At 54.8% G+C, this 22284-nt stretch carries 21 protein-coding genes and 1 other annotated feature; of the genes, 19 read left to right on the top strand and 2 right to left on the bottom strand.

Annotated features, from left to right (window positions below):
- Nucleotides 1-85: 85 nt before the first annotated feature.
- From GYMC52_RS13180 to yajC, 8 genes are all read left to right on the top strand, one after another.
- Entirely contained in the window at nt 86-826 is a 741-nt protein-coding gene (locus GYMC52_RS13180; protein ID WP_013524227.1) for a YebC/PmpR family DNA-binding transcriptional regulator, read from the top strand.
- Nucleotides 827-1054: 228 nt separating this feature from the next.
- Entirely contained in the window at nt 1055-1531 is a 477-nt protein-coding gene (locus GYMC52_RS13175; RefSeq protein WP_011232069.1) for an intercompartmental signaling factor BofC, read from the top strand.
- 103 nt (nt 1532-1634) lie between these two features.
- The gene (gene ruvA, locus GYMC52_RS13170) at nt 1635-2219 is read left to right on the top strand and encodes a Holliday junction branch migration protein RuvA (protein ID WP_013524226.1); all 585 of its coding nucleotides are present in this window, start codon (nt 1635-1637) and stop codon (nt 2217-2219) included.
- 25 nt (nt 2220-2244) lie between these two features.
- Nucleotides 2245-3246, top strand: a complete 1002-nt coding sequence (gene ruvB, locus GYMC52_RS13165) for a Holliday junction branch migration DNA helicase RuvB (protein WP_013524225.1) — start codon at nt 2245-2247, stop codon at nt 3244-3246.
- Nucleotides 3243-3449 carry a DUF2905 domain-containing protein gene (locus GYMC52_RS13160; protein WP_013524224.1) on the top strand — a complete coding sequence of 69 codons (207 nt, stop codon included), beginning with the start codon at nt 3243-3245 and terminating at the stop codon, nt 3447-3449. Before ruvB ends, GYMC52_RS13160 begins: the two co-directional genes overlap by 4 nt.
- 15 nt (nt 3450-3464) lie before the next feature.
- Nucleotides 3465-4493, top strand: a complete 1029-nt coding sequence (gene queA / locus GYMC52_RS13155) for a tRNA preQ1(34) S-adenosylmethionine ribosyltransferase-isomerase QueA (protein WP_013524223.1) — start codon at nt 3465-3467, stop codon at nt 4491-4493.
- Between the two features lie 17 nt (nt 4494-4510).
- Complete coding sequence (gene tgt, locus GYMC52_RS13150) at nt 4511-5653, top strand: tRNA guanosine(34) transglycosylase Tgt (protein ID WP_013524222.1); 1143 nt, start codon at nt 4511-4513, stop codon at nt 5651-5653.
- A 23-nt stretch (nt 5654-5676) separates the two neighbouring features.
- Nucleotides 5677-5949 carry a preprotein translocase subunit YajC gene (gene yajC, locus GYMC52_RS13145; RefSeq protein ID WP_013524221.1) on the top strand — a complete coding sequence of 91 codons (273 nt, stop codon included), beginning with the start codon at nt 5677-5679 and terminating at the stop codon, nt 5947-5949.
- A gap of 163 nt (nt 5950-6112) precedes the next feature.
- Here yajC and GYMC52_RS13140 read toward each other — a convergent pair whose 3' ends face one another.
- Complete coding sequence (locus GYMC52_RS13140; protein ID WP_013524220.1) at nt 6113-6496, bottom strand: TIGR04086 family membrane protein; 384 nt, start codon at nt 6494-6496, stop codon at nt 6113-6115.
- A gap of 66 nt (nt 6497-6562) precedes the next feature.
- Nucleotides 6563-8125, bottom strand: coding sequence for a stage V sporulation protein B (gene spoVB / locus GYMC52_RS13135; protein ID WP_013524219.1), 1563 nt, complete (start codon nt 8123-8125; stop codon nt 6563-6565).
- A 111-nt stretch (nt 8126-8236) separates the two neighbouring features.
- On the opposite strand from spoVB, the gene GYMC52_RS13130 reads away from it, so the two are divergent.
- From GYMC52_RS13130 to hisS, 11 genes are all read left to right on the top strand, one after another.
- The gene (locus GYMC52_RS13130) at nt 8237-8524 is read left to right on the top strand and encodes a post-transcriptional regulator (RefSeq protein WP_013524218.1); all 288 of its coding nucleotides are present in this window, start codon (nt 8237-8239) and stop codon (nt 8522-8524) included.
- A gap of 113 nt (nt 8525-8637) precedes the next feature.
- Entirely contained in the window at nt 8638-10890 is a 2253-nt protein-coding gene (gene secDF / locus GYMC52_RS13125; RefSeq protein ID WP_013524217.1) for a protein translocase subunit SecDF, read from the top strand.
- A gap of 136 nt (nt 10891-11026) precedes the next feature.
- The gene (locus tag GYMC52_RS13120) at nt 11027-11935 is read left to right on the top strand and encodes a cation diffusion facilitator family transporter (protein WP_083777767.1); all 909 of its coding nucleotides are present in this window, start codon (nt 11027-11029) and stop codon (nt 11933-11935) included.
- A 57-nt stretch (nt 11936-11992) separates the two neighbouring features.
- Nucleotides 11993-14359, top strand: coding sequence for a single-stranded-DNA-specific exonuclease RecJ (gene recJ, locus GYMC52_RS13115; RefSeq protein WP_013524215.1), 2367 nt, complete (start codon nt 11993-11995; stop codon nt 14357-14359).
- Nucleotides 14350-14862 (top strand): adenine phosphoribosyltransferase, encoded by a 513-nt coding sequence (locus GYMC52_RS13110; RefSeq protein ID WP_013144641.1) that lies wholly within the window; start codon nt 14350-14352, stop codon nt 14860-14862. The genes recJ and GYMC52_RS13110 overlap by 10 nt, the downstream gene beginning before the upstream one ends.
- 148 nt (nt 14863-15010) lie before the next feature.
- Nucleotides 15011-17209 (top strand): RelA/SpoT family protein, encoded by a 2199-nt coding sequence (locus tag GYMC52_RS13105; protein WP_013144642.1) that lies wholly within the window; start codon nt 15011-15013, stop codon nt 17207-17209.
- 23 nt (nt 17210-17232) lie between these two features.
- A complete protein-coding gene (gene dtd, locus GYMC52_RS13100) occupies nt 17233-17691 on the top strand; it encodes a D-aminoacyl-tRNA deacylase (protein WP_013524214.1) in 459 nt (152 codons plus the stop codon).
- An 80-nt stretch (nt 17692-17771) separates the two neighbouring features.
- The gene (locus GYMC52_RS19795) at nt 17772-17945 is read left to right on the top strand and encodes a hypothetical protein (protein WP_013524213.1); all 174 of its coding nucleotides are present in this window, start codon (nt 17772-17774) and stop codon (nt 17943-17945) included.
- A 252-nt stretch (nt 17946-18197) separates the two neighbouring features.
- Nucleotides 18198-18761, top strand: coding sequence for an alkyl hydroperoxide reductase subunit C (gene ahpC, locus GYMC52_RS13090; RefSeq protein ID WP_011232052.1), 564 nt, complete (start codon nt 18198-18200; stop codon nt 18759-18761).
- Nucleotides 18762-18775: 14 nt separating this feature from the next.
- Entirely contained in the window at nt 18776-20305 is a 1530-nt protein-coding gene (gene ahpF / locus GYMC52_RS13085) for an alkyl hydroperoxide reductase subunit F (protein WP_013144646.1), read from the top strand.
- 421 nt (nt 20306-20726) lie between these two features.
- Nucleotides 20727-20958 (top strand) — a binding site (T-box leader).
- 45 nt (nt 20959-21003) lie between these two features.
- A complete protein-coding gene (hisS, locus tag GYMC52_RS13080) occupies nt 21004-22284 on the top strand; it encodes a histidine--tRNA ligase (RefSeq protein ID WP_013524212.1) in 1281 nt (426 codons plus the stop codon).

The raw sequence follows: 22284 nt of genomic DNA, 5'->3' as shown, positions 1-22284 counted from the left end.
TTCGCTGGAGCTTGGCTGACAATTTCCGCGTTTTTTGCTATAGTAATAGTCGGAACATTCCGTTGCGATGAGAGGAGAACTGTCGATGGCTGGACATTCGAAGTGGAAAAATATCCAACGGCGGAAAAATGCTCAAGATGCCAAACGCGGCAAACTGTTCATGAAACTGGCGAAGGAAATTTATGTGGCCGCCAAAAGCGGCGGAGGCGATCCAGCGTCCAATCCGAGCCTGCGCCTTGTCATTGAGAAGGCGAAAGCGGCCAACATGCCGAGCGAAAACATTGAACGGGCGATTAAAAAAGCAACTGGAACCCAAGAACATACCAACTATGAGGAAATTCGCTACGAAGGATATGGACCAGGCGGCGTTGCCGTCATGGTCGTTTGCCTGACGGATAATAAAAACCGCACCGCCGCCAACGTGCGTGCGGCGTTTTCGAAAAACGGCGGCAATTTAGGGGAAACGGGCTGCGTCTCTTATTTGTTCGAGCGCAAAGGGCTGCTCGTGATTGACCGCGAACAGCACAACGTTGATGAGGATGAATTGCTGCTGTTGGCCATTGAAGCGGGCGCCGAGGAGATGGAAACAACGGACGAATCGTTCGAAATTTATACAGCGCCCGAATCGTTTGAAACGGTGAAAGACGAGCTGGAACAGCAAGGATTCACGTTTGCCAGCGCGGAAATGACGATGATTCCGCAAACGTATACGACGCTTGAGGGCGACGATTTGAAAAAAATGCTGAAGTTGATCGATACGCTTGAAGATGATGATGACGTCCAAGAAGTGTACCATAATTTGGACGAATCGGTGCTTGAGGAGTAGCGGCGTCCGTCGGCGAAGCCGGCGGATTTTTTTTGTACATACGTTCGAAGGTCGTGGAACATAATGGAATATGATGATCGAGCGCCGTTGGCTCGAATCCCCGCCCCACTTTTTGGATCGGCGGCAGCTTGCTTGGCAAAAAAGCTGATGGATCAAGGAATAAAATGGCGTCCGCTGGTGAAACTAGTGGCGTAAAGGAACCATCATCCGAGAAGAGAGGAACAAACGATGCGAATTCTTTCCCTCATACTGTGGATCGCCGCCATCGTGTTGCCGGTTCATTCGGCCTCCGCCGCACCGGTCAAGATGACGATAGTGCTCGAGCGGCAATACTTGGACGGAGAGATGAGCGAAGAGAAAGTCACCGAAACCGTCGATTCGATGACAGAAATATGGAAAAAATATCGCGGTTGGCAACTCGTGACGCTCGATGATCAGACGATCGTGTTTCGCAAAACAATCAACGACATTTCGCCGTTGTTAAAAACAAACGGCTACTTCGGAATTACGGACGATGGCACGTTGTCTATCTTCAACGGCAAACCGGGCCGGTCGAGCGAAATCATCCAGTCGTTTTTCCAAATCGACGTGCAAAAGCTCGAAAGCCGTCAGCAAGAAAAGCTGAAGAAAGGAATTCGCGTCCTCTCGAAAGAGCGGTATGAACAAGTGATCGAAATGTACCGCCATTTTGCGGTCGTCCAATAAACCAAGCGAAAGCCCGTGGTGCAAAGCGCATCGCGGGATTTCTTTTTGCTATAATGAAATCATATGATACAATGAAAGGACGAAAAAAGGAGAGGAGCATCCATTGATCGAGTTTATCCGTGGGTATGTCGATTACGTCTGCCCGGAATATATCGTCATCGACCATAACGGCATCGGCTACGAGATCTTTACGCCGAACCCGTTTGCGTTTCAGGAAAGCCGCGAGGCGGCGGTGACCGTCTATACATACGAATATGTGCGCGAAGGTGTGCACGCCTTGTACGGGTTCCCAACGCGCGAGGAGCGCAACTTGTTCGCCAAGCTGCTGCAAGTGTCGGGCATCGGGCCGAAAGGCGGCCTCGCCATTTTGGCGGCCGGGCGTCCGGATGAACTGGCGCGGGCCATCGAGGAAGAAAACGAGGCGTTTTTATGCAAGTTTCCAGGCGTGGGCAAAAAGACGGCCCGGCAAATGATTTTGGATTTAAAAGGGAAGCTCGGGGCGCTTGCGGCGCCGGCGGCTGCACGTTCGGCCGCACCGCTTTCCGGTGCGCTCGCCGAGGCGGTGGCGGCGCTCAAGGCGCTCGGCTACGCTGAACGGGAGATCGAGAAAATCATTCCGGCGCTCCGCAAAGAAGCGATGTCGACGGAACAGTATGTGAAGCGGGCGCTGGCGCTGCTTTTGGGATAAACAGCGGCCAAAGGGAGGAATGACGGTGGAGGAACGGCTTGTATCCGGGGAGGTCTTAGGGGAAGAGACTGTGCTTGAACCGAGTTTGCGCCCGCAATATTTGCATGAATATATCGGGCAAGATAAGATCAAAGAAAACTTAAAAGTGTTCATTGAAGCGGCCAAGCTCCGCGAAGAGACGCTCGACCATGTGTTGCTGTACGGACCGCCGGGGCTTGGGAAAACGACGCTCGCCGTGATCATCGCCAATGAAATGGGCGTCAAGCTGCGAGCGACATCTGGACCGGCGCTCGAGCGGCCGGGAGATTTGGCGGCGCTTCTCACTTCGCTTGAGCCGGGGGATGTGCTCTTTATTGATGAGATCCACCGGCTGCCGCGGGCGGTGGAAGAGGTGCTCTATCCGGCGATGGAAGATTATTGCTTAGATATCGCGATCGGCAAAGGGCCGGATGCGCGCACGCTTCGCCTCGACTTGCCGCCATTTACGCTCGTCGGGGCGACGACGAGAGCCGGGGCGCTGTCGGCGCCGCTTCGCGACCGGTTTGGTGTCATCAGCCGGCTCGAATACTATCACGTCGACCAACTCGCCCAAATCATTGAGCGGGCGGCGGCCATCTTGCAAATCGGCATCGAGCGCGAAGCGGCGCTTGAGCTTGCCCGTCGGGCGCGCGGCACGCCGCGCATCGCCAACCGTTTGCTGCGGCGCGTCCGCGATTTTGCGCAAGTGCGCGGAGAGGGGGGAATTACGCTGCCGCTTGCTGTCGAGGCGCTCGAGCGGCTGCAAGTCGACCGGCTCGGGCTCGACCAAATCGACCATAAGCTGCTTTCAGCGATGATTGAAAAATTCGCCGGCGGCCCGGTCGGGCTCGAAACGCTGGCGGCCGTCATCGGCGAAGAAGCACAAACGATTGAAGAAGTGTATGAGCCGTACTTGATGCAGATCGGTCTCTTGCAGCGTACGCCGCGCGGGCGCGTCGTCACGCCGGCTGCGTACACCCATTTAGGAATGGAGGTTCCGAAGCGGTGAACAGCTTGCCAAAGTTGATCATGACGATCGGCGTTGTGCTCATCATTGTCGGGTTTGTCATGCAGTTTGTCAAACTCGGCCGCCTGCCGGGGGATATCGTCATCCGCAAAGGGAATATGACGTTTTATTTTCCCGTTGTGACATCCATCTTGCTGAGCGTTGTGTTATCGTTGATTTTTTACGTGCTCGGACGATTTCGCTGAAGGAAGGAGAACTGCATGAAAGTCGATTTGTTTGATTTTCATTTGCCGGAAGAGTTGATTGCGCAAACGCCGCTTCCAGACCGGGCGGCATCAAGGCTCATGGTGCTCGATAAACGAACGGGCGCCATTCGCCATGAAACGTTTCGCAACATTATTTCGTACTTGAATCCGGGCGACTGCCTCGTTTTAAACGATACGCGCGTCATGCCGGCGCGGCTTTACGGCGAAAAAGAGGAAACGGGCGGAACGGTCGAAGTGCTGCTGTTAAAGCAATTGGACGGCGACCGTTGGGAGACGCTCGTCAAGCCGGGAAAACGAGTCAAGCCAGGAACGAAACTCACCTTTGGCGGGGGGAAGCTTGAAGCCGTCTGCCTCGATACGCTGGAACACGGCGGGCGAGTGCTTGAGTTTTCGTATGACGGCCTGTTTTATGAAGTATTGGCCGAACTTGGGGAGATGCCGCTGCCCCCGTACATTAAAGAAAAGCTTGACGACCCGGAACGGTATCAGACGGTGTACGCCCGTGAAATTGGTTCGGCAGCGGCGCCAACCGCCGGTTTGCATTTCACCGAAGAGCTGCTTGACGCCATTCGCGAAAAAGGGGTGCATATCGTCTTCATCACCCTTCATGTCGGGCTTGGCACGTTTCGGCCGGTGCAAGTGGACGAAGTCGAGAAGCACGATATGCACGCCGAATTTTATCAAATGAGCGAGGAAACGGCCGAGACGTTAAACCGCGTCCGGGAGCAGGGCGGCCGCATCATCGCCGTCGGCACGACGTCGACACGGACGCTCGAGACGATCGCCGGCAAACATAACGGCCGATTTGTTGCAGAAAGCGGCTGGACCGACATTTTCATCTATCCGGGCTATGAGTTCAAAGGGATTGATGGGCTGGTGACGAACTTCCACCTGCCGAAATCGACGCTCATCATGCTCGTGAGTGCGCTCGCCGGGCGCGAAAATATTTTGCACGCGTATCAAGTAGCGGTCAAAGAGCGATACCGCTTTTTCAGCTTCGGTGATGCGATGCTCATCATTTGAGAAAGGAGACGAGCACGTTGACGACACCGATTCGCTTTGAACTGATCAAAACGTGCCGGCAGACGGGCGCGCGCTTTGGCATCCTCCATACGCCGCACGGCTCGTTTGAAACGCCGATGTTTATGCCGGTTGGGACGCTCGCCACGGTCAAGACGCTGTCGCCGGAAGAGCTGAAGGAAATGGGGGCCGGCGTCATTTTAAGCAACACCTATCATCTTTGGCTGCGCCCGGGGCATGACATTGTCGCGGAAGCGGGCGGGTTGCATGCGTTTATGAATTGGGATCGCGGCATTTTGACGGATTCCGGCGGCTTCCAAGTGTTCAGCCTCAGCGAATTCCGCCGCATCGAGGAAGAAGGCGTCTATTTCCGCAACCATTTAAACGGCGATAAGCTGTTTTTATCGCCGGAAAAAGCAGTCGAAATTCAAAATGCGCTTGGCGCCGACATCATCATGGCGTTTGATGAGTGCCCGCCGTATCCGGCGACGTATGAATACATGAAACAGTCCATCGAGCGGACGAGCCGTTGGGCGGAGCGCTGCTTGAAGGCGCACCGCCGCCCGAATGAGCAAGGGCTGTTTGGCATCGTCCAAGGCGGCGAGTATGAGGAGTTGCGCCGGCAGAGCGCCCGCGATTTAGTGTCGCTCGATTTCCCGGGCTATGCGGTCGGCGGGTTGTCGGTCGGCGAGCCGAAAGAGGTCATGAATCGGGTGCTCGAGTTTACAACGCCGCTTCTGCCGGCGGACAAGCCCCGCTATTTAATGGGCGTCGGTTCGCCGGATTCGCTCATCGACGGAGCGATCCGCGGCATCGACATGTTCGATTGCGTGTTGCCGACGCGCATTGGCCGCAACGGCACCGTGATGACGAGCGAAGGACGAGTCGTCATCAAAAATGCTCAGTATGCCCGGGACTTTTCGCCGCTCGATCCGAACTGCGACTGCTACACGTGCCGGAACTATACGCGCGCGTACATCCGCCATCTCATCAAATGCGATGAAACATTTGGCATCCGCCTCACGTCTTACCATAATGTCTATTTTTTGATAAAATTGATGGAGCAGGTGAGGAAGGCGATCCGTGAAGATCGACTCGCCGATTTCCGTGAGGAATTTTTCGAACGCTACGGCTTCAATAAGCCGAATGCAAAAAACTTTTGACGACCGGAAAGGAGGGGGATTGCATGAACGCAACGATCGCCAATTTGTTGCCGATTGTGCTGTTTTTTGTGATTTTCTACTTTTTGCTCATTCGCCCGCAGCAAAAACGGCAACGCGCCATCCAGCAAATGCAGGCGAATTTGAAAAAAGGCGATAAAATCATCACGATCGGTGGATTGCATGGCATCATCGACTCGGTCGATGAGGACAAAATCATCGTTCGCGCCGGCGACGGCACGCGACTGACGTTCGACCGCTCCGCGGTGAGAGAAGTGGTGGCGGAAAGCAAGGTGTAGCGAAAGCGCGGCCATCGGCGTCTAAGCTTGAGCGCCGATTTGAACGGCGGTGTGAAAAGCGCGAGCGAGACGCAATCTCGTTTCTTACCATCGCGCTCTCCATCACAAAAGGTGTCCCGTTTGCCTTGAGGACACCTTTTGCTTTTGCGCCGGTTTGTCGTTTTTACGTCCGTTCATGGCGCGACGATGACAAATTGACCCCGACGATGCCGCCTAAGGAAGCAGCGGCGAAAAAGGCAAGGTGGTACAGCCATTGTTCGACGGTAAACAATTTTTCCATGCCAAGAAATTGAAACAAAAAGATGATCGCCGTAAATAAGAGGCCGGTCAGCCCGCCGGCGAGCCATCCTTTTTCTTGGCTTTTTCCGCCGGCGACAACGCCGCCGATAAACAGCGAGACAACCGAGGCGGCAAACACGATCCAGGTGAGCGACGATTCGTGAATGTCCGTCCATTTGAGCAACAACGAAAAAATGAAGCTGACGAGCGCCGCCAACACAAAAACTGTGGCGATTCCATACACCAGTGCGCTGCCAAGCCGTGACACCGCGATCCCTCCTTGGCCCAAACGCTTTTTACCACAATATATTCACCGCCGGACAGGTTTAGACGTTTATTTTCGCTTGTTTTTGCCGGCCAGCCAGTGCAGCCCCGGAAGGTAGACGAGCTCTTCGCGCCGGATGAGCCGGAACAGAACGAGGCAGGCGGCATATAGGGCGGCTGTCGCGGCCATGGCAAGCAGCGTCCAAAGCGGTGCGGGCACGGCCAAAAGCGGATGGCGGGAGAGCGCATAGCCGATTGCGCCCGCAGCGATGATGGCGCCAAGCGCTTTGATGTACTCGCGCGCATCGATGGAAAAAGACACCGTCTTGACGACCGTGGCAAAGTGAAGCAACGTCACAAGAACGGTGCTGACTGCAGTCGCCAGCGCCGCGCCCATAATGCCCAAACTTGGACGGGAAGCAAGGACGAAGATGCACACGAGCTTCACCACCGCTCCGATCAAGCTGTTCGTCATGGCGGCGTTCGCCAAGTCCAGTCCTTGCAAGACCGCCTGCAGCGGGCCTTGGAAATAATACAATAAGAAAAACGGCGCCATCACTTGAATAAAGATCGCGGCTTCACTTGTGCCGTACATCCAGCGCATGAGCGGCTCGGCGAACAAGTAAAGAACGACGGTGGAAAGGCCGCCGGTGACAAGCGACAAGCGCATCGCCTGGGCGATCCGGTATTCGACCAAAAGCAGCTTGCGTTGCGCCATTGCTTCGCTGATGGCCGGCACCAGGGCGGTCGAAAGCGCGTACGTAATAAACGACGGCAACGTCAACAACGGCAGCGCGTAGCCGACAAGCTGTCCGTATTGCCTCGTGGCAGTGGAGGCAGCGATGCCGGCCAATGCCAAGCTGTTGGCGACGACGATTGGCTCAAAAAACCAAGAAAGCGAGCCGATCAAACGGCCGCCGGTCGTCGGCAAGGCAATGCGCATGAGGCGGACGAACGTCTCTTTGCCGGCTTGGACGTAGTGAAAAAACTTTGTCCGCAGGCGAATCGATTTTTTAACCTTAAATAAAAACAGCAAGTACAATAATGCTGCCAGCTCGCCGAGAACGGAAGACGCCATGGCGCCGGCGGCGGCATACTCGACGCCGTACGGCAAAAGCGGCTGTGTGCATAAGGCGATCAAGCTGATGCGGACGATTTGTTCCATCAAGAGCGAGTAGGCGTACGGTTTCATTTGCTGGCGTCCTTGAAAGTAGCCGCGCAGCACCGAAGAGATGGCGACGATCGGCACAATTGGAGCGATGGCAAGAAGCGGATAGTACGTGCGTGGGTCGGTGAACATCGTCCGGGAGAGCCATGGCGCAGCAGCGATCAACGCCGGCAGAAGCACGATGCTTAGCGCGCCGGTGGTGGCCAGCGACACGACGAGAATTTGTTTCACCCGCTGCCGGTCGCCGGCCGCCTCTGCTTCGGCGACGAGTTTGGAAATGGCGACCGGCAGCCCGATCTGCGTCGCGGTAATCGCTAAAACGAGCGTCGGCACGGCCATCATGTACAGCCCGACTCCTTCATCGCCGATCATGCGGGCGACGACAATTCGGTTGATGAAGCCGAGAATTTTCGTAATAAAGCCAGCGGCGATTAAAATGACCGTACCTTGTAAAAATTTAGACATTGTCTCCCCCTGCCTTCTCAAATGCCTCCATCTTTTATACAATATATGCAAGGCCCATGGCCAAGCATGACAAGATTGGCAGGCGGCAATGGATACAAGGGGGTATGGGGGATGGATGAAAACCGGAAGCTGCGCGAACAGCTCATGCCGGCGCTCGAGTCGAAGTGCGATGAGTTTCGTCTTCTCGGCTATACGCAAGTGACGATGGACGGGCTGTGGGAATGTTTATGTTCCCGCAAGTGGAAGCATCGGCCGGCGGAAAAAAAACTGCATGAGTTGGTCAGCGACATTTTCTCTCTTTCGCCGAGCGAGTATATGATGTTTTTAACGATGCGTTCGTATAAGCAGCAGGCGGCCGGCGATGATGAGTTGGAGCGGGTTTTAAAGGAATTGTTATAGTGGAAAATTGACACTTGCCGGCTGCTGTTTCATAATGGAAGGCGAGGCCAATGTTTTGCTTGGCGCGACACCGGACGGCGCTTGGGCAAGTTGAAGGAGGAATCTTAAGGAGAATGGTAAAACGAAACCGCATCGTCGCCTTTTTTCTGCTCCTGCTTTTGTTCGCCGGAGTGATGGGGCCGACGATTCAAGGAATTGTACATAACATCAAACTGGGCCTTGACTTGCAAGGCGGTTTTGAAGTGCTGTATGAAGTGAAGCCGGCCAAAAAAGGCGATAAGATTGATCAAGAGACGCTGCAAAGCACCGTCAGTGCGCTGAATAAACGGATCAACGTCCTTGGTGTCAGCGAGCCGCGCGTTGACATCGAGGGAGGAAACCGCATCCGCGTCCAGCTCGCCGGGGTGAAAGACCAAAATGAGGCGCGCGAAATTTTGTCCACGCAGGCGAAATTGACGTTCCGCGATGTCAATGACAACGTGCTGATGGACGGAAGCGACCTCGTCCAAGGCGGAGCGAAGCTGTCGTTTGATGAAAACGGCCGGCCGAGCGTCGCTCTGAAATTGAAAGACGCCGACAAGTTCCGCCAGGTGACGGAAAAAGTATATAAAATGGGGCCGCCAAACAACATTTTAGTCATTTGGCTCGATTTTAAAGAAGGGGTGGACTCCTACCGGAAAGAAGCGGGCAAAGCGGATCCGAAATTTATTTCCGCCGCTTCAGTCAACCAAGTGTTCAATCAGACGGATGTGTCGATCGTCGGCAATTTTACGGTCAAAGAAGCGCAACAGCTGGCCGATTTGCTCAATGCCGGCGCGCTGCCGGTCGAGTTGCATGAAATTTACTCCACGTCCGTCGGCGCTCAGTTTGGGAAAAACGCCCTGCAAAAAACGGTGTTGGCCGGCATCATCGGTGTGGCGGCGATCTTCTTGTTCATGATTTGGTTTTACCGGCTTCCCGGGATCATCGCCGTCATTACGCTGTCGGTATACATTTATTTGATTTTGCTTTTGTTTGATTGGATGAACGTCGTGATGACGCTGCCGGGCATTGCCGCCCTTATTTTAGGGGTTGGGATGGCGGTCGATGCCAACATTATTACGTACGAACGGATCAAAGAGGAGCTGAAGCTCGGCAAGTCGATGCTGTCGGCGTTCCGTGCTGGCAACCGCGGGTCGTTTGCGACGATTTTTGACGCCAACCTTACGACGATCATCGCCGGCGCTGTTCTTTTTATTTACGGGACAAGCTCGGTGAAAGGGTTTGCGACGACGCTCATCATCAGCATCGTCGTCAGCTTTCTCACCGCCGTTTACGGCACGCGGCTGTTGCTCGGACTGCTTGTGTCAAGCCGCTGGCTCGATAAAAAGCCGGAGTGGTTTGGCGTCAAAAAGTCGGAAATCTTAAACATTGCCGAAACGACCGAGGAAACGGAAGTGCCGACGAAGTTTGACCGCTGGGATTTTGTCAAACATAGCCAAAAGTTTTTCATTTTCTCTGGCGCATTGACGATCGCCGGCGTCATCTCGTTGTTTGCCTTGGGGCTGAATCTTGGCATTGACTTCACGAGCGGCACGCGCATTGAGGTGACGAGCAGCCAGCCGATCGATGCGAAAGAGTTGAGCGGCTATTTCGAGCGGCTCGGCCACAAGCCGGAGGATGTCGTCCTGTCCGGCACGGATGGGAAAACAGGCGTCGTCCGCTTGATTGGCGTGCTCGATAAGCAAGAAATTGCCAAGCTGAAAAATGAATTGAAGCAAGCGTACGGCAGCGAGCCGAACATCAGCACCGTCTCGCCGGTCGTCGGCAAACAGCTGGCCCGCAACGCGCTCATTGCGGTGCTCATTTCCTCGATCGGCATCATTCTTTACGTGACGATCCGCTTTGAGTGGCGGATGGCGTTGGCTGCCATTGTCGCCTTATTGCACGATGCGTTTTTTATCATTACCGTGTTCAGCATCACGCGCCTTGAGGTCGATTTGACATTCATCGCCGCGGTGCTGACGATCATCGGCTATTCGATCAACGACACGATTGTTACGTTTGACCGCATTCGGGATTTGATGAAAAAACGGAAAGTGAAAACGGTCGACGACTTGAAGCGTATCGTCAATCGGGCGCTGCAGCAAACATTTACGCGCTCGGTCAACACCGTATTGACCGTCTTGTTTACGGTCATCGCGCTGCTCATCTTTGGCAGCGAAGCGATCCGCAATTTCAACCTCGCCTTGCTCGTTGGACTTGTGTGCGGCGTCTATTCATCGCTTTGCATCGCTTCTCAGCTTTGGGTCGTCTGGAAAGGACAGGAGCTCAAAAAAGGAAAAGGAGCCAAAAAGGCAGCGGCCGAGGCCGAACCGCAGGTGTAACAGCGCGCCGGAAAAGTGAATGTGCTTTTCCGGCGCCTTTTTGTTCGGTGCAATGCTCGGGGCGGAAAATGGATACACTAACCGTCAGATGCAACATAGGCAGCGGGTGAGGCTGCTGAATGCAAAGGTGGGGGAGATGGCCATGGAACATGAACAGCGGTTCAGGCAGGCGAAAACGGCAGCGATCGTCGGGATCGCTGGAAATATGGCGCTAGCCGCCGTCAAGGCGGCGGTCGGCGTGTGGAGCCAAAGCCAGGCATTGATCGCCGATGCCGCCCATTCCGCGTCCGATGTTGCGGGCTCGTTCGCCGTTTGGGTCGGGCTGCGAGCCGCCGCGCGCCCGCCGGATGAGGATCATCCGTACGGGCATGGGAAAGCGGAATCAATCGCCGCCATTATTGTGGCGGTTCTTCTATTTCTCGTTGGGATCGAGATCGGGCGCTCGGCGTTTCTGTCATTTTTCGCCCCACTGTCGCCGCCCGGGGCGGCCGCCATTTACGTCTTGTTGTTGTCGATTGTTGTCAAAGAAGCGATGTTTCGCTATAAATACCGGCTCGGGAAAAAGCTAAACAGCGATGCGCTGATCATCAACGCCTATGAGCACCGATCGGATGTGTTTTCGTCGTTTGCTGCGCTCATCGGCGTCGGCGCCGCCATTGTCGGTGGAAAATGGGAGATTGACTGGCTTGTATATGCCGACCCGCTCGCCGGATTGTTCGTCTCGCTGCTTGTTCTGAAAATGGCATGGGACCTTGGCCGACAGTCGGTCCATACGGCGATCGACCATGTGCTTCACGAGGAAGAGGCCGGCTATTTGCGCGAGGCGGTCTTGTCCATTCCCGATGTGCGGCAAATCAATGAGCTGCATGCGCGCGAGCACGGCCATTACGTCATCGTCGATTTGAAAATCGCCGTCGATCCGCGCTTGACGGTCGAAGAGGGGCACCGGATCGGAAAGAAAGTGAAAGAAAAACTGCTGACGCTGCCGCGCGTCCGCAATGTCATGGTTCACATCAACCCGTACAATCCGGAAAAAAAACCGTAATGTCGTTGCCTGCCCTTTTCTCCTTTTTGTATAATAAGGAGAGTTGAGGTGGGAGACATGTTGAAAGCGAAAACGCGTTGGGAGGTGGAGCGCCTCGATGAGCAGGCGGTGAGGCGGCTGGCTGAGGAAGCCGGCGTCACGCCCTTATTGGCGAGGCTTCTCGTCCGCCGCGGGGTGCGGACGGCCTCGGAGGCGGTGGCGTTTCTTAATCCGCTTGAGCAACCGTTTCATGATCCGTTTTTGCTTGACGGGATGGAGCGAGCGATTCAGCGTCTAAAGCGGGCGATCGACGCGGGTGAACGCGTGTTGGTATACGGCGATTACGATGCCGATGGCGTTTGCAGCACGTCGGTGATGGTGAGTGCTCTCAAGGAGGCGGGGGCGTCGGTCGAGTTCTACATTCCGAACCGATTTACGGAAGGATACGGGCCGAACATGGCGGCGTTTCGCTCCGCAAAAGAGCGCGGCGTTTCCGTCATTGTGACCGTCGACAATGGGATTGCGGCGGTCAAGGAAATTGCGGCCGCCAACGAGTGGGGGATGGATGTCATCGTAACGGATCACCATGAGCCAGGTCCGGTGTTGCCGGAGGCGCATGCGATCATTCATCCGAAGCAGCCGGGAAGTACATATCCGTTTCGCGATTTAGCCGGCGTCGGCGTTGCGTTTAAGGTAGCCCATGCCTTGCTTGGGCGGGTGCCGCGCCATTTGCTTGATTTGGTCGCGATCGGCACGATCGCTGATTTGGTTCCGCTTGTTGGGGAAAACCGCCTCTTTGTTGCACACGGGCTTGAAGCGTTGCGAGCGACGGAGCGCATCGGGCTGCGCGCTCTTTTTCGGCAATGCCGCATTGATGCGGCGGCCATCAACGAACAGACGGTCGGATTTGTCATCGCTCCGCGCTTGAACGCGGCGGGGCGCCTCGGCGGCGCTGATCCGGCAGTGGCGCTCTTAATGACGGACGATGAGAACGAAGCGGTGCAGCTGGCGGCGGAGATGGACGAGTTAAACCGCGAACGTCAGCAGCTTGTGGCACAAATCGCTGAAGAAGCGGCGGACATGGTGCGCCGCCAATTTCCTCCTGAGGAACATCGCGTCTTGGTTGTGGCAGGCGAAGGATGGAATGCCGGAGTGGTGGGCATTGTCGCTTCTAAGCTTGTTGAGCAGTTTTACCGCCCGGCGGTCGTGCTTTCAATCGACCGGGAAAAAGGGATCGCCAAAGGGTCAGCCCGCAGCATTCATGGGTTTGACTTATTCGCCAGCCTGTCGCAATGCCGCGACCTGTTGCCGCACTTTGGCGGCCACCCGATGGCGGCGGGGATGACATTGGCGCTTGATGATGTCGAAGAATTGCGGCAACGGCTGAACGCCATCGCCGCCGAAACGTTGTCTGAGGACGATTTTACGCCGCCGACGTTCATCGATGCTTCCTGTTCGATTGCTGAGTTGACGCTGTCGGCCGCCCGCGGCCTTGAGCGGTTCGCTCCGTTTGGCGTCGGCAATCCGCGGCCGCTTGTTCTCATTGAAGGGGCGTCGGTTGAAACCATGCGGCGCGTCGGGGCGAACGGAGCCCATATGAAAGCCGTCTTTTCCCAAGACGGGGCCGCGATCGATGCCATCGGCTTCGGCCTCGGACCGTTATGCGAAGAAATCGCTCCGGATGCGCGCATTTCGGCGGTCGGGGAGCTGTCGGTGAACGAATGGAACGGGTTCGCCAAGCCGCAGCTGTCGTTGTGTGATCTGGCGGTCAGCGACTGCCAGTTGTTTGACGTCCGCGGCTGCCGCGACGTCCGTCCACTTCTTGAGCGGCTGCCAAAAGAGAAGCGGCTAGTCGTCTCCTTTCGCTGCGAAACTGGGCAGCGCCCGGACGTGGCGCCATTTCGCGGGGAGCTTCATTGCGTGCCGACCGAAGAAGAGGCGGGCGCCTTATCGATTGACGACCGCTATGTCGTGCTGCTTGACGTGCCGCCGCGGCTGGCTTTGCTGTCGGCGCTTCTTCGCAACGGACGGCCGGCGCGCATTTACGCGGTGTTCGCCCAGCCCGAGGCGCAATTTTTCCGCACGTTTCCGACGCGCGAACATTTTAAATGGTTTTACGCCTTTTTGCATCAAAACCGTTCGTTTTCGCTCGCCAAGCGCGGCGGTGAGCTGGCCCGCGTCCGCGGCTGGACGGAAGAGACCATTCATTTCATGGCGAAGGTGTTTTTAGAGCTTGACTTTATCAGCGAACAAAACGGCGTCATTTCACTCGTTCATCAGCCGGCGAAGCGCGATTTGCACGAATCGTCGACGTACCGCCGGCGGCGGGACGAACTCGAGGCGGAGCATCAGTTAGTCTATTCCACTTACGAGCAATTGAAACGCTGTTTGGCGGAAATGACACGTTCGCAAACGCACGAGGAGGCAAACGTATCATGGACTTAAAACAATACATTACGATTGTGCCCGATTTCCCGAAGCCGGGCATCATGTTTAAAGATATTACCACGCTGATGGACAACGGTCCGGCGTACAAATACGCGACCGACCAAATTGTTCAATATGCGCGCGAAAAACAAATCGATATCGTCGTTGGTCCGGAAGCGCGCGGCTTTATCATCGGATGCCCAGTCGCCTATGCGCTTGGCGTCGGGTTTGCGCCGGTGCGCAAGGAAGGGAAGCTGCCGCGCGAAGTCGTCCGTGTGGAGTATGGCCTGGAATATGGAACAGATGTCTTGACGATGCATAAAGATGCCATTAAGCCAGGGCAGCGTGTGTTGATCACCGACGATTTGCTCGCGACGGGCGGGACGATGCGGGCAACGATCGATTTGGTGGAACAGCTCGGCGGAGTGGTGGCCGGATTGGCGTTTTTGATTGAGCTCACCGAGCTTGGCGGCCGCAAAAAATTGGAAGGCTACGACATTTTGACGCTGATGCAGTTTTAAACAGTCGACATTGTTCGCATCTTCGGATACAATAAAGAAAAAAGGGGCACTCACACATGAGTGCTCTTTCTTATTAACCGTATGAACGCAACGGACCTCTGCGCTTTGCAGCTTCAATTTTAATCGATTAAAAAGGTGATTCAACCCTATGGCCAATGAACAAGTGCTGACAGCGGAGCAAGTGTTTGAACGAGCGAGCTGCTATTTGTCGGAGCAGGATGTCGCCTTTTTGAAAAAGGCGTATGAGTTTGCCAAGCACGCCCACCGCGACCAATTTCGGAAATCGGGCGAACCATACATCATCCACCCGATTCAAGTCGCGGGCATTTTGGTGGACTTAAAGATGGACGCGACAACGATCGCCGCCGGGTTTTTGCATGATGTCATCGAAGACACCGAGGCGACAAAAGAAGACCTTGAGCGCGAGTTCGGCGCGGAAGTGGCGATGCTTGTCGACGGGGTGACGAAGCTTGGGAAAATTAAATATAAATCGCAGGAAGAACAGCAGGCGGAAAACCACCGGAAAATGTTTTTGGCCATGGCGCAAGATATCCGGGTCATTTTGATCAAGCTCGCCGACCGGCTGCACAATATGCGGACATTGAAACATTTGCCGGCCGAAAAACAGCGGCGCATTGCCAATGAGACGCTCGAAATTTTCGCTCCGCTCGCGCATCGGCTCGGCATTTCGAAAATCAAATGGGAGCTTGAGGATACGGCGCTTCGCTATTTAAACCCGCAGCAATATTACCGCATCGTCAATTTAATGAAGAAAAAGCGGGCTGAGCGCGAGCAATATTTGGAGGAAGTCATTCAAGAAGTGCGCGAACGGCTCAACGAAGTGCATATTCCTTGCGAAATTTCCGGGCGTCCGAAACATATTTACAGCATTTATCGAAAAATGGTGATGCAAAATAAACAGTTTAACGAAATTTACGATTTGCTCGCTGTCCGCATCATCGTCAACAGCATCAAAGACTGCTACGCTGTATTGGGGATTATTCATACATGTTGGAAACCGATGCCCGGGCGCTTTAAAGACTACATCGCCATGCCGAAGCCGAACATGTACCAATCGCTCCATACGACGGTGATCGGCCCAAAAGGCGAGCCGCTTGAGGTGCAAATCCGCACATTTGAAATGCACCAAATCGCCGAATTCGGGATTGCTGCCCACTGGGCGTACAAAGAAGGAAAGACGATCAAGCCGAACTCGTTTGAAGAAAAGCTGTCTTGGTTTCGGGAAATTTTGGAATGGCAAAACGACGCGAGCAATGCCGAAGAGTTCATGGAATCGCTCAAGATGGATTTGTTTTCCGACATGGTGTTCGTCTTCACGCCAAAGGGCGATGTCATCGAGCTGCCGGCCGGATCGGTGCCAATCGATTTCGCTTACCGCATCCATTCGGAAATCGGCAACAAGACGATCGGGGCGAAAGTGAACGGCAAAATGGTGCCGCTTGATTACAAGCTGCAAACGGGCGACATCGTCGAAATTTTAACTTCCAATCATTCGTACGGTCCCAGCCAAGACTGGCTGAAACTGGCGAAAACGTCGCAGGCGCGCAACAAAATCCGCCAGTTTTTCAAAAAGCAACGGCGCGAAGAAAACATCGAAAAAGGCAAAGAGATGGTGGAAAAAGAGGTGCGCAGCCTCGGCTTTGAGCCGAAAGAAGTGATGACGGCGGACAACGTAAAGCGCGTCGCCGAAAAGTTCAACTTCTCGAACGAAGACGATATGTATGCGGCAGTCGGCTATCATGGCATCACAGCGGCGCAAATCGCCCATCGGTTGACGGAAAAATGGCGGAAGCAGCGCGATCTCGAGGAACAGCAGCGCAAACTGGCCGAAGCGGTCTTCGAAGCCAAGCTGCCAGCTGGCAAAAAGCGCGACTGCGGCATTCGCGTCCAAGGAATGGACAACTTGCTCATCCGTTTGTCGCGCTGCTGCAACCCGGTGCCGGGCGATGAAATTATCGGCTTCATTACCCGCGGCCGCGGCATTTCCGTCCACCGCGCCGATTGCCCGAACGTCAAGACCGAAGAAGCGGCCGATCGGTTGATTGCCGTAGAATGGGAGAGCGGAGCAAACGGCGAGCGCGAATATAACGTGGACATTGAGATCACCGGATTTGACCGCCGCGGTTTGCTGAATGAGGTGCTGCAGGCGGTCAATGAAACGCGAACAGACATTTCCGCCGTCTCGGGACGCTCCGATCACCGCCATAAAATCGCGACGATCCATATGACGATCGCCATTCATAATTTGAGCCACTTGCAAAAAGTGGTCGATCGAATCAAGCAAATTCCCGACATTTATTCCGTCCAGCGCTTGATGAACAACTAAGGGCGGCGAAAGGAGGAAGGCGAGTGAGAGCGGTCATCCAGCGGGCGAAAGAGGCCAAAGTCACCGTCGACGGCGAAGTTGTTGGTGCCATTGATGCGGGTTTTGTCGTCCTTCTTGGCATCACACACGAGGACACGGAGGACGATGCTGCCTATTTGGCTGAAAAAATTGCTCATTTGCGCGTTTTTGAAGATGAAAACGGAAAAATGAACCGCTCCTTGCTCGACGTCGGCGGGGCGGTGCTGTCGGTGTCGCAGTTCACCCTTTACGGCGACTGCCGAAAAGGCCGGCGCCCGAACTTTATGGCGGCGGCCAAGCCCGACCATGCCTTGCCGCTGTATGAGGCGTTCAACGCCGCTTTGCGCGAAAGAGGCGTTCATGTAGAAACCGGCGTATTCGGTGCGATGATGGACGTATCGCTCACAAACGACGGGCCAGTCACCTTGATCATTGACAGCAGCGAGAAACCGGGAAACCGATGAAGTTTCCCGGTTTCTTTTTTATTTTCGGCGAAAAATGGGAAAGATGAAAACAAGTGCGGCAATAAGAAAGGAGGAGCGCGATGCGGCAAACCAAAAGAGGCGAGCAGGCGCACCGGACAAACGATGTGCTGTCCGTCGACTTTCACGAATGGGTGCGGCTCGAGGCTCAATATAGCGCCTTTGAGTTGGCATCCGAATTCGGTGTGGCGCCGAAAGACGTACAAATGTTGAAAAAACAGCAGCCCCGTCCGTAAACATGGCGAGTTGGAAGGAGCGCACGCGGCGTGTGGATGTTTCGTGGGCCGAGGCGGTGTGGCCGTTCAGACGAAACAGCCGCGAATAAAAATGTCCATCCCTGCGAGCGCTGCGCATCCGCTCAACACTGATCCGGCTCGGTAGAGAAAAAAATCCATTGCATATGTATTGACAAACATATGCCCCTATATGATAATAAGTATTGGTTTAAAATTATTATAAACTAACAGTCGCAGGAGGTAGATGAAGCAATGTCTTTGGTTGGGAAAAAAGTACAACCATTCCGTGCCCAAGCGTATCACAACGGCGAATTCATCGAAGTGACAGAGCAAGACTTCATGGGGAAATGGAGCATCGTTTGCTTCTATCCAGCGGACTTTACGTTCGTCTGCCCGACGGAGCTCGAAGACTTGCAAGATCACTACGCGACGTTTAAAGAACTTGGCGTGGAAGTGTACTCGGTTTCGACCGACACCCACTTTACACATAAAGCATGGCACGATACATCGCCAGCCATCAGCAAAATCGAATACGTGATGATCGGCGACCCTTCGCATCAACTGTCGCGCATGTTTGATGTGCTCGATGAAGAACAAGGATTGGCGCAGCGCGGCACGTTCATCATTGACCCAGACGGCGTCATTCAAGCGGTGGAAATCAATGCGGACGGCATCGGCCGCAACGCCAGCACGCTGATTGATAAAATTAAAGCGGCCCAATACGTGCGCAACCATCCGGGTGAAGTCTGCCCGGCGAAATGGAAAGAAGGAGCGGAAACGCTGAAGCCAAGCCTAGACCTCGTCGGCAAAATTTAAGGGGGGCTTAGGCGATGCTGCTGGATGCTGACATCAAGGCGCAACTAGCTCAGTATTTGCAATTGCTTGAAAATGATATTGTCTTGACGGTAAGCGCGGGAGACGACAACGTTTCCCGCGATATGCTTGCTTTAATCGATGAATTAACGGCGATGTCGCCGAAAATCAAAGTGGAAAAAGCGAAGCTGGAACGAACGCCAAGCTTCAGCGTCAATCGGGTCGGCGAAAACACCGGCATCACTTTCGCCGGCGTGCCGCTCGGCCATGAATTTACGTCCCTCGTTTTGGCGCTGCTTCAAGTGAGCGGGCGGCCGCCGAAAGTCAGCCAAGACGTCGTGGACCGCATTCAACAAATCAGGGGCAAACATCATTTTGAAACGTACGTCAGCCTGACATGCCACAACTGCCCGGACGTCGTGCAAGCGCTCAACATCATGAGCGTGTTAAACCCGAACATTTCGCATACGATGATCGACGGGGCGGCGTTTAAAGAAGAAGCGGAGCAAAAAGGGATTATGGCCGTACCGACGGTGTTTTTAAACGGCAAACTGTTCGCGAGCGGCCGCATGTCGCTTGAAGATATCCTCGCCAAATTAGGGAGTGCTCCGGACGCTTCTTCCTTCGCCGACAAAGAGCCGTTTGATGTGCTGGTGATCGGCGGCGGCCCTGCAGGTGCGACAGCAGCCATTTACGCAGCGCGCAAAGGCATTCGCACTGGCATTGTCGCGGAGCGCTTCGGCGGACAAATTTTAGATACGCTCGGCATTGAAAACTTTATCAGCGTCAAATATACGGAAGGACCGAAGCTTGCGGCCAGCATTGAAGAACATGTAAAGCAATACAATGTCGACATCATGAGCTCGCAGCGGGCAAAACGGCTCGAGAAAAAAGACTTGATTGAAGTCGAGCTGGAAAACGGCGCTGTGTTGAAAAGCAAAACAGTTGTCATCGCAACGGGCGCCCGTTGGCGCAACCTTGGCGTGCCGGGCGAGGAAGAGTTCAAAAACAAAGGGGTCGCCTATTGCCCGCACTGCGACGGCCCGCTGTTCGAAGGGAAGCACGTGGCGGTCATCGGCGGCGGGAACTCTGGAGTCGAAGCGGCGATTGACCTCGCTGGCATCGCCAGCCATGTGACGCTGCTGGAGTTCGCCCCTGAACTCAAGGCGGATGCTGTTTTGCAAGATCGTTTGTACAGCTTGCCGAACGTAACGGTGATTAAAAACGCGCAAACGACGGAAATCACCGGCACGGACAAAGTCAACGGCTTGACGTACATTGACCGGGAAACAGGAGAAGAACATCATATCGAATTGCAAGGCGTGTTCGTGCAAATCGGCCTTGTTCCGAACACCGAATGGTTGGAAGGAACGGTGGAACGGAATCGCTTCGGTGAAATCATTGTTGATAAACGCGGCGCAACGAACATTGAAGGCGTCTTTGCCGCAGGCGACTGCACGGACAGCGCCTATAAGCAAATCATTATCTCGATGGGCTCGGGTGCAACCGCGGCGTTAAGCGCGTTTGATTATTTGATTCGCCATTAAGAGGGCCGAAGGTGGACCGCCTCTTCGATCCCATGGAGGGGCGGTTCAACGAGTCGGCTCTCTTTTTTTAACATCTTTCCGAAAGAAGTCTCCCACTTTGAAGCGAAGTGAAAGTGGGAGATGAATGTCGGTTGGCGTCAGCCAACGAATAGGATAGAATATGGCTAGAACGGACACCTTCGGAACGAAGGGAAGCGTAAAGGGTTCTTGTGTGTGGCTTACCGTTCGGCGAACACACACAAGTCGCTTGAAGCCCCCATCTCTAAGCGAAGCGTAGGTGGTGGGTAGTTCACACAAGGTGAAAAATGTGATGAGACATCAAAGTTTTTCTCTTTGCGAAAAACCATGGATCACAGCCGCTAGGACAACTTGACAAACGGGCGAGATTGTCCGTAATATAAAATTACATCTTTCTCATACGGAACAGCCGATGATGGAGAAAAGTAGTTAAGGCCCACATGGCCAGAGAGGAAACGCCTAAGGCTGCGAGCGTTTCTCCATGATGGCTTAACGAAAGACACTCCGTAGGTTTCCTTTTGAACGCGCTTTGCGCCAGTAAAAAGGAACGCGCGTCATGCGTTAATGGCGACAAGCGGAAGCCGGATCGGCTTCAATTAGGGTGGCACCGCGGGAATAACGCTCTCGTCCCTATCGATGACAGGGACAAGGGCGTTTTATTTTGGCAAAGGAGGATGAGCATGGCTTTTCAAATTCCAAGAGGGACGCAAGATGTGCTGCCAGGGGACACGGAAAAATGGCAATATGTCGAACATGTCGCCCGCAACCTTTGCAGCCGATACGGGTATCGGGAAATCCGGACGCCGATTTTCGAGCATACGGAACTTTTTTTGCGCGGCGTGGGGGATACAACGGACATTGTGCAAAAGGAAATGTACACGTTCGAAGACAAAGGGGGGCGCGCGCTGACGCTCCGCCCGGAAGGCACGGCGCCGGTTGTCAGAGCGTTTGTCGAGCATAAGCTGTACGGCAGTCCGCACCAGCCGCTGAAACTGTATTACAGCGGGCCGATGTTTCGCTACGAGCGGCCGGAAGCGGGACGGTTCCGCCAGTTCGTCCAGTTCGGCGTCGAGGCGCTCGGCAGCAGCGATCCGGCGATTGACGCCGAGGTGATGGCGCTAGCGATGCATATTTACGAAGCGCTTGGCTTAAAACGGATCCGGCTTGTCATCAACAGCTTGGGCGACCTTGACAGCCGCCGGGCGCACCGAGAGGCGCTTGTTCGCCATTTTTCAAGCCGCATCCACGAGCTGTGCCCGGACTGCCAGACGAGGCTTCATACGAATCCGCTCCGCATTCTCGACTGCAAAAAAGACCGCGATCATGAGCTGATGGCGACGGCGCCGTCGATTTTGGATTATTTGAACGAAGACTCGCGTGCTTATTTTGAAAAAGTCAAACAATATTTAACTAACCTTGGCATTCCGTTTGTCATTGATTCGCGTCTTGTGCGCGGACTTGATTACTACAATCATACGACGTTCGAAATTATGAGCGAAGCGGAAGGATTTGGCGCGGCGGCGACGCTGTGCGGCGGCGGGCGTTACAACGGGCTTGTCCAAGAAATCGGCGGTCCGGAGACGCCGGGCATCGGCTTTGCCTTGAGCATCGAGCGGCTGTTGGCCGCCCTTGACGCCGAAGGAGTGGAATTGCCGGTGGAGAGCGGGCTTGACTGCTATGTCGTCGCTGTCGGTGAGCGGGCGAAAGATGAGGCGGTCCGCCTCGTTTATGCATTGCGCCGCTCCGGATTGAGGGTCGATCAAGATTATTTGGGCCGAAAATTGAAGGCGCAGCTGAAGGCCGCCGACCGGCTTGGGGCATCGTTTGTCGCCATTATCGGCGATGAAGAACTCGAGAGACAGGAAGCGGCGGTAAAGCATATGGCGAGCGGCGAGCAAACGAATGTACCGCTCGGCGAGTTGGCGCACTTTTTGCATGAACGGATCGGGAAGGAGGAGTGA

It is taken from the genome of Geobacillus sp. Y412MC52, assembly GCF_000174795.2.
In the GTDB taxonomy this organism is placed as follows: domain Bacteria; phylum Bacillota; class Bacilli; order Bacillales; family Anoxybacillaceae; genus Geobacillus; species Geobacillus thermoleovorans.
This window is presented reverse-complemented; position numbering and strand designations above follow the sequence as displayed.

Bases quoted from the DNA above. Each gene is read 5' to 3' on its own strand.
- GYMC52_RS13180 (WP_013524227.1), top strand. From the start codon at position 86: ATGGCTGGACATTCGAAGTGGAAAAATATCCAACGGCGGAAAAATGCT.
- GYMC52_RS13175 (WP_011232069.1), top strand. From the start codon at position 1,055: ATGCGAATTCTTTCCCTCATACTGTGGATCGCCGCCATCGTGTTGCCG.
- queA (WP_013524223.1), top strand. From the start codon at position 3,465: ATGAAAGTCGATTTGTTTGATTTTCATTTGCCGGAAGAGTTGATTGCG.
- yajC (WP_013524221.1), top strand. From the start codon at position 5,677: ATGAACGCAACGATCGCCAATTTGTTGCCGATTGTGCTGTTTTTTGTG.
- spoVB (WP_013524219.1), bottom strand. From the start codon at position 8,125: ATGTCTAAATTTTTACAAGGTACGGTCATTTTAATCGCCGCTGGCTTT.
- GYMC52_RS13130 (WP_013524218.1), top strand. From the start codon at position 8,237: ATGGATGAAAACCGGAAGCTGCGCGAACAGCTCATGCCGGCGCTCGAG.
- secDF (WP_013524217.1), top strand. From the start codon at position 8,638: ATGGTAAAACGAAACCGCATCGTCGCCTTTTTTCTGCTCCTGCTTTTG.
- GYMC52_RS13120 (WP_083777767.1), top strand. From the start codon at position 11,027: ATGGCCATGGAACATGAACAGCGGTTCAGGCAGGCGAAAACGGCAGCG.
- recJ (WP_013524215.1), top strand. From the start codon at position 11,993: ATGTTGAAAGCGAAAACGCGTTGGGAGGTGGAGCGCCTCGATGAGCAG.
- GYMC52_RS13110 (WP_013144641.1), top strand. From the start codon at position 14,350: ATGGACTTAAAACAATACATTACGATTGTGCCCGATTTCCCGAAGCCG.
- GYMC52_RS13105 (WP_013144642.1), top strand. From the start codon at position 15,011: ATGGCCAATGAACAAGTGCTGACAGCGGAGCAAGTGTTTGAACGAGCG.
- GYMC52_RS19795 (WP_013524213.1), top strand. From the start codon at position 17,772: ATGCGGCAAACCAAAAGAGGCGAGCAGGCGCACCGGACAAACGATGTG.
- ahpC (WP_011232052.1), top strand. From the start codon at position 18,198: ATGTCTTTGGTTGGGAAAAAAGTACAACCATTCCGTGCCCAAGCGTAT.
- ahpF (WP_013144646.1), top strand. From the start codon at position 18,776: ATGCTGCTGGATGCTGACATCAAGGCGCAACTAGCTCAGTATTTGCAA.
- hisS (WP_013524212.1), top strand. From the start codon at position 21,004: ATGGCTTTTCAAATTCCAAGAGGGACGCAAGATGTGCTGCCAGGGGAC.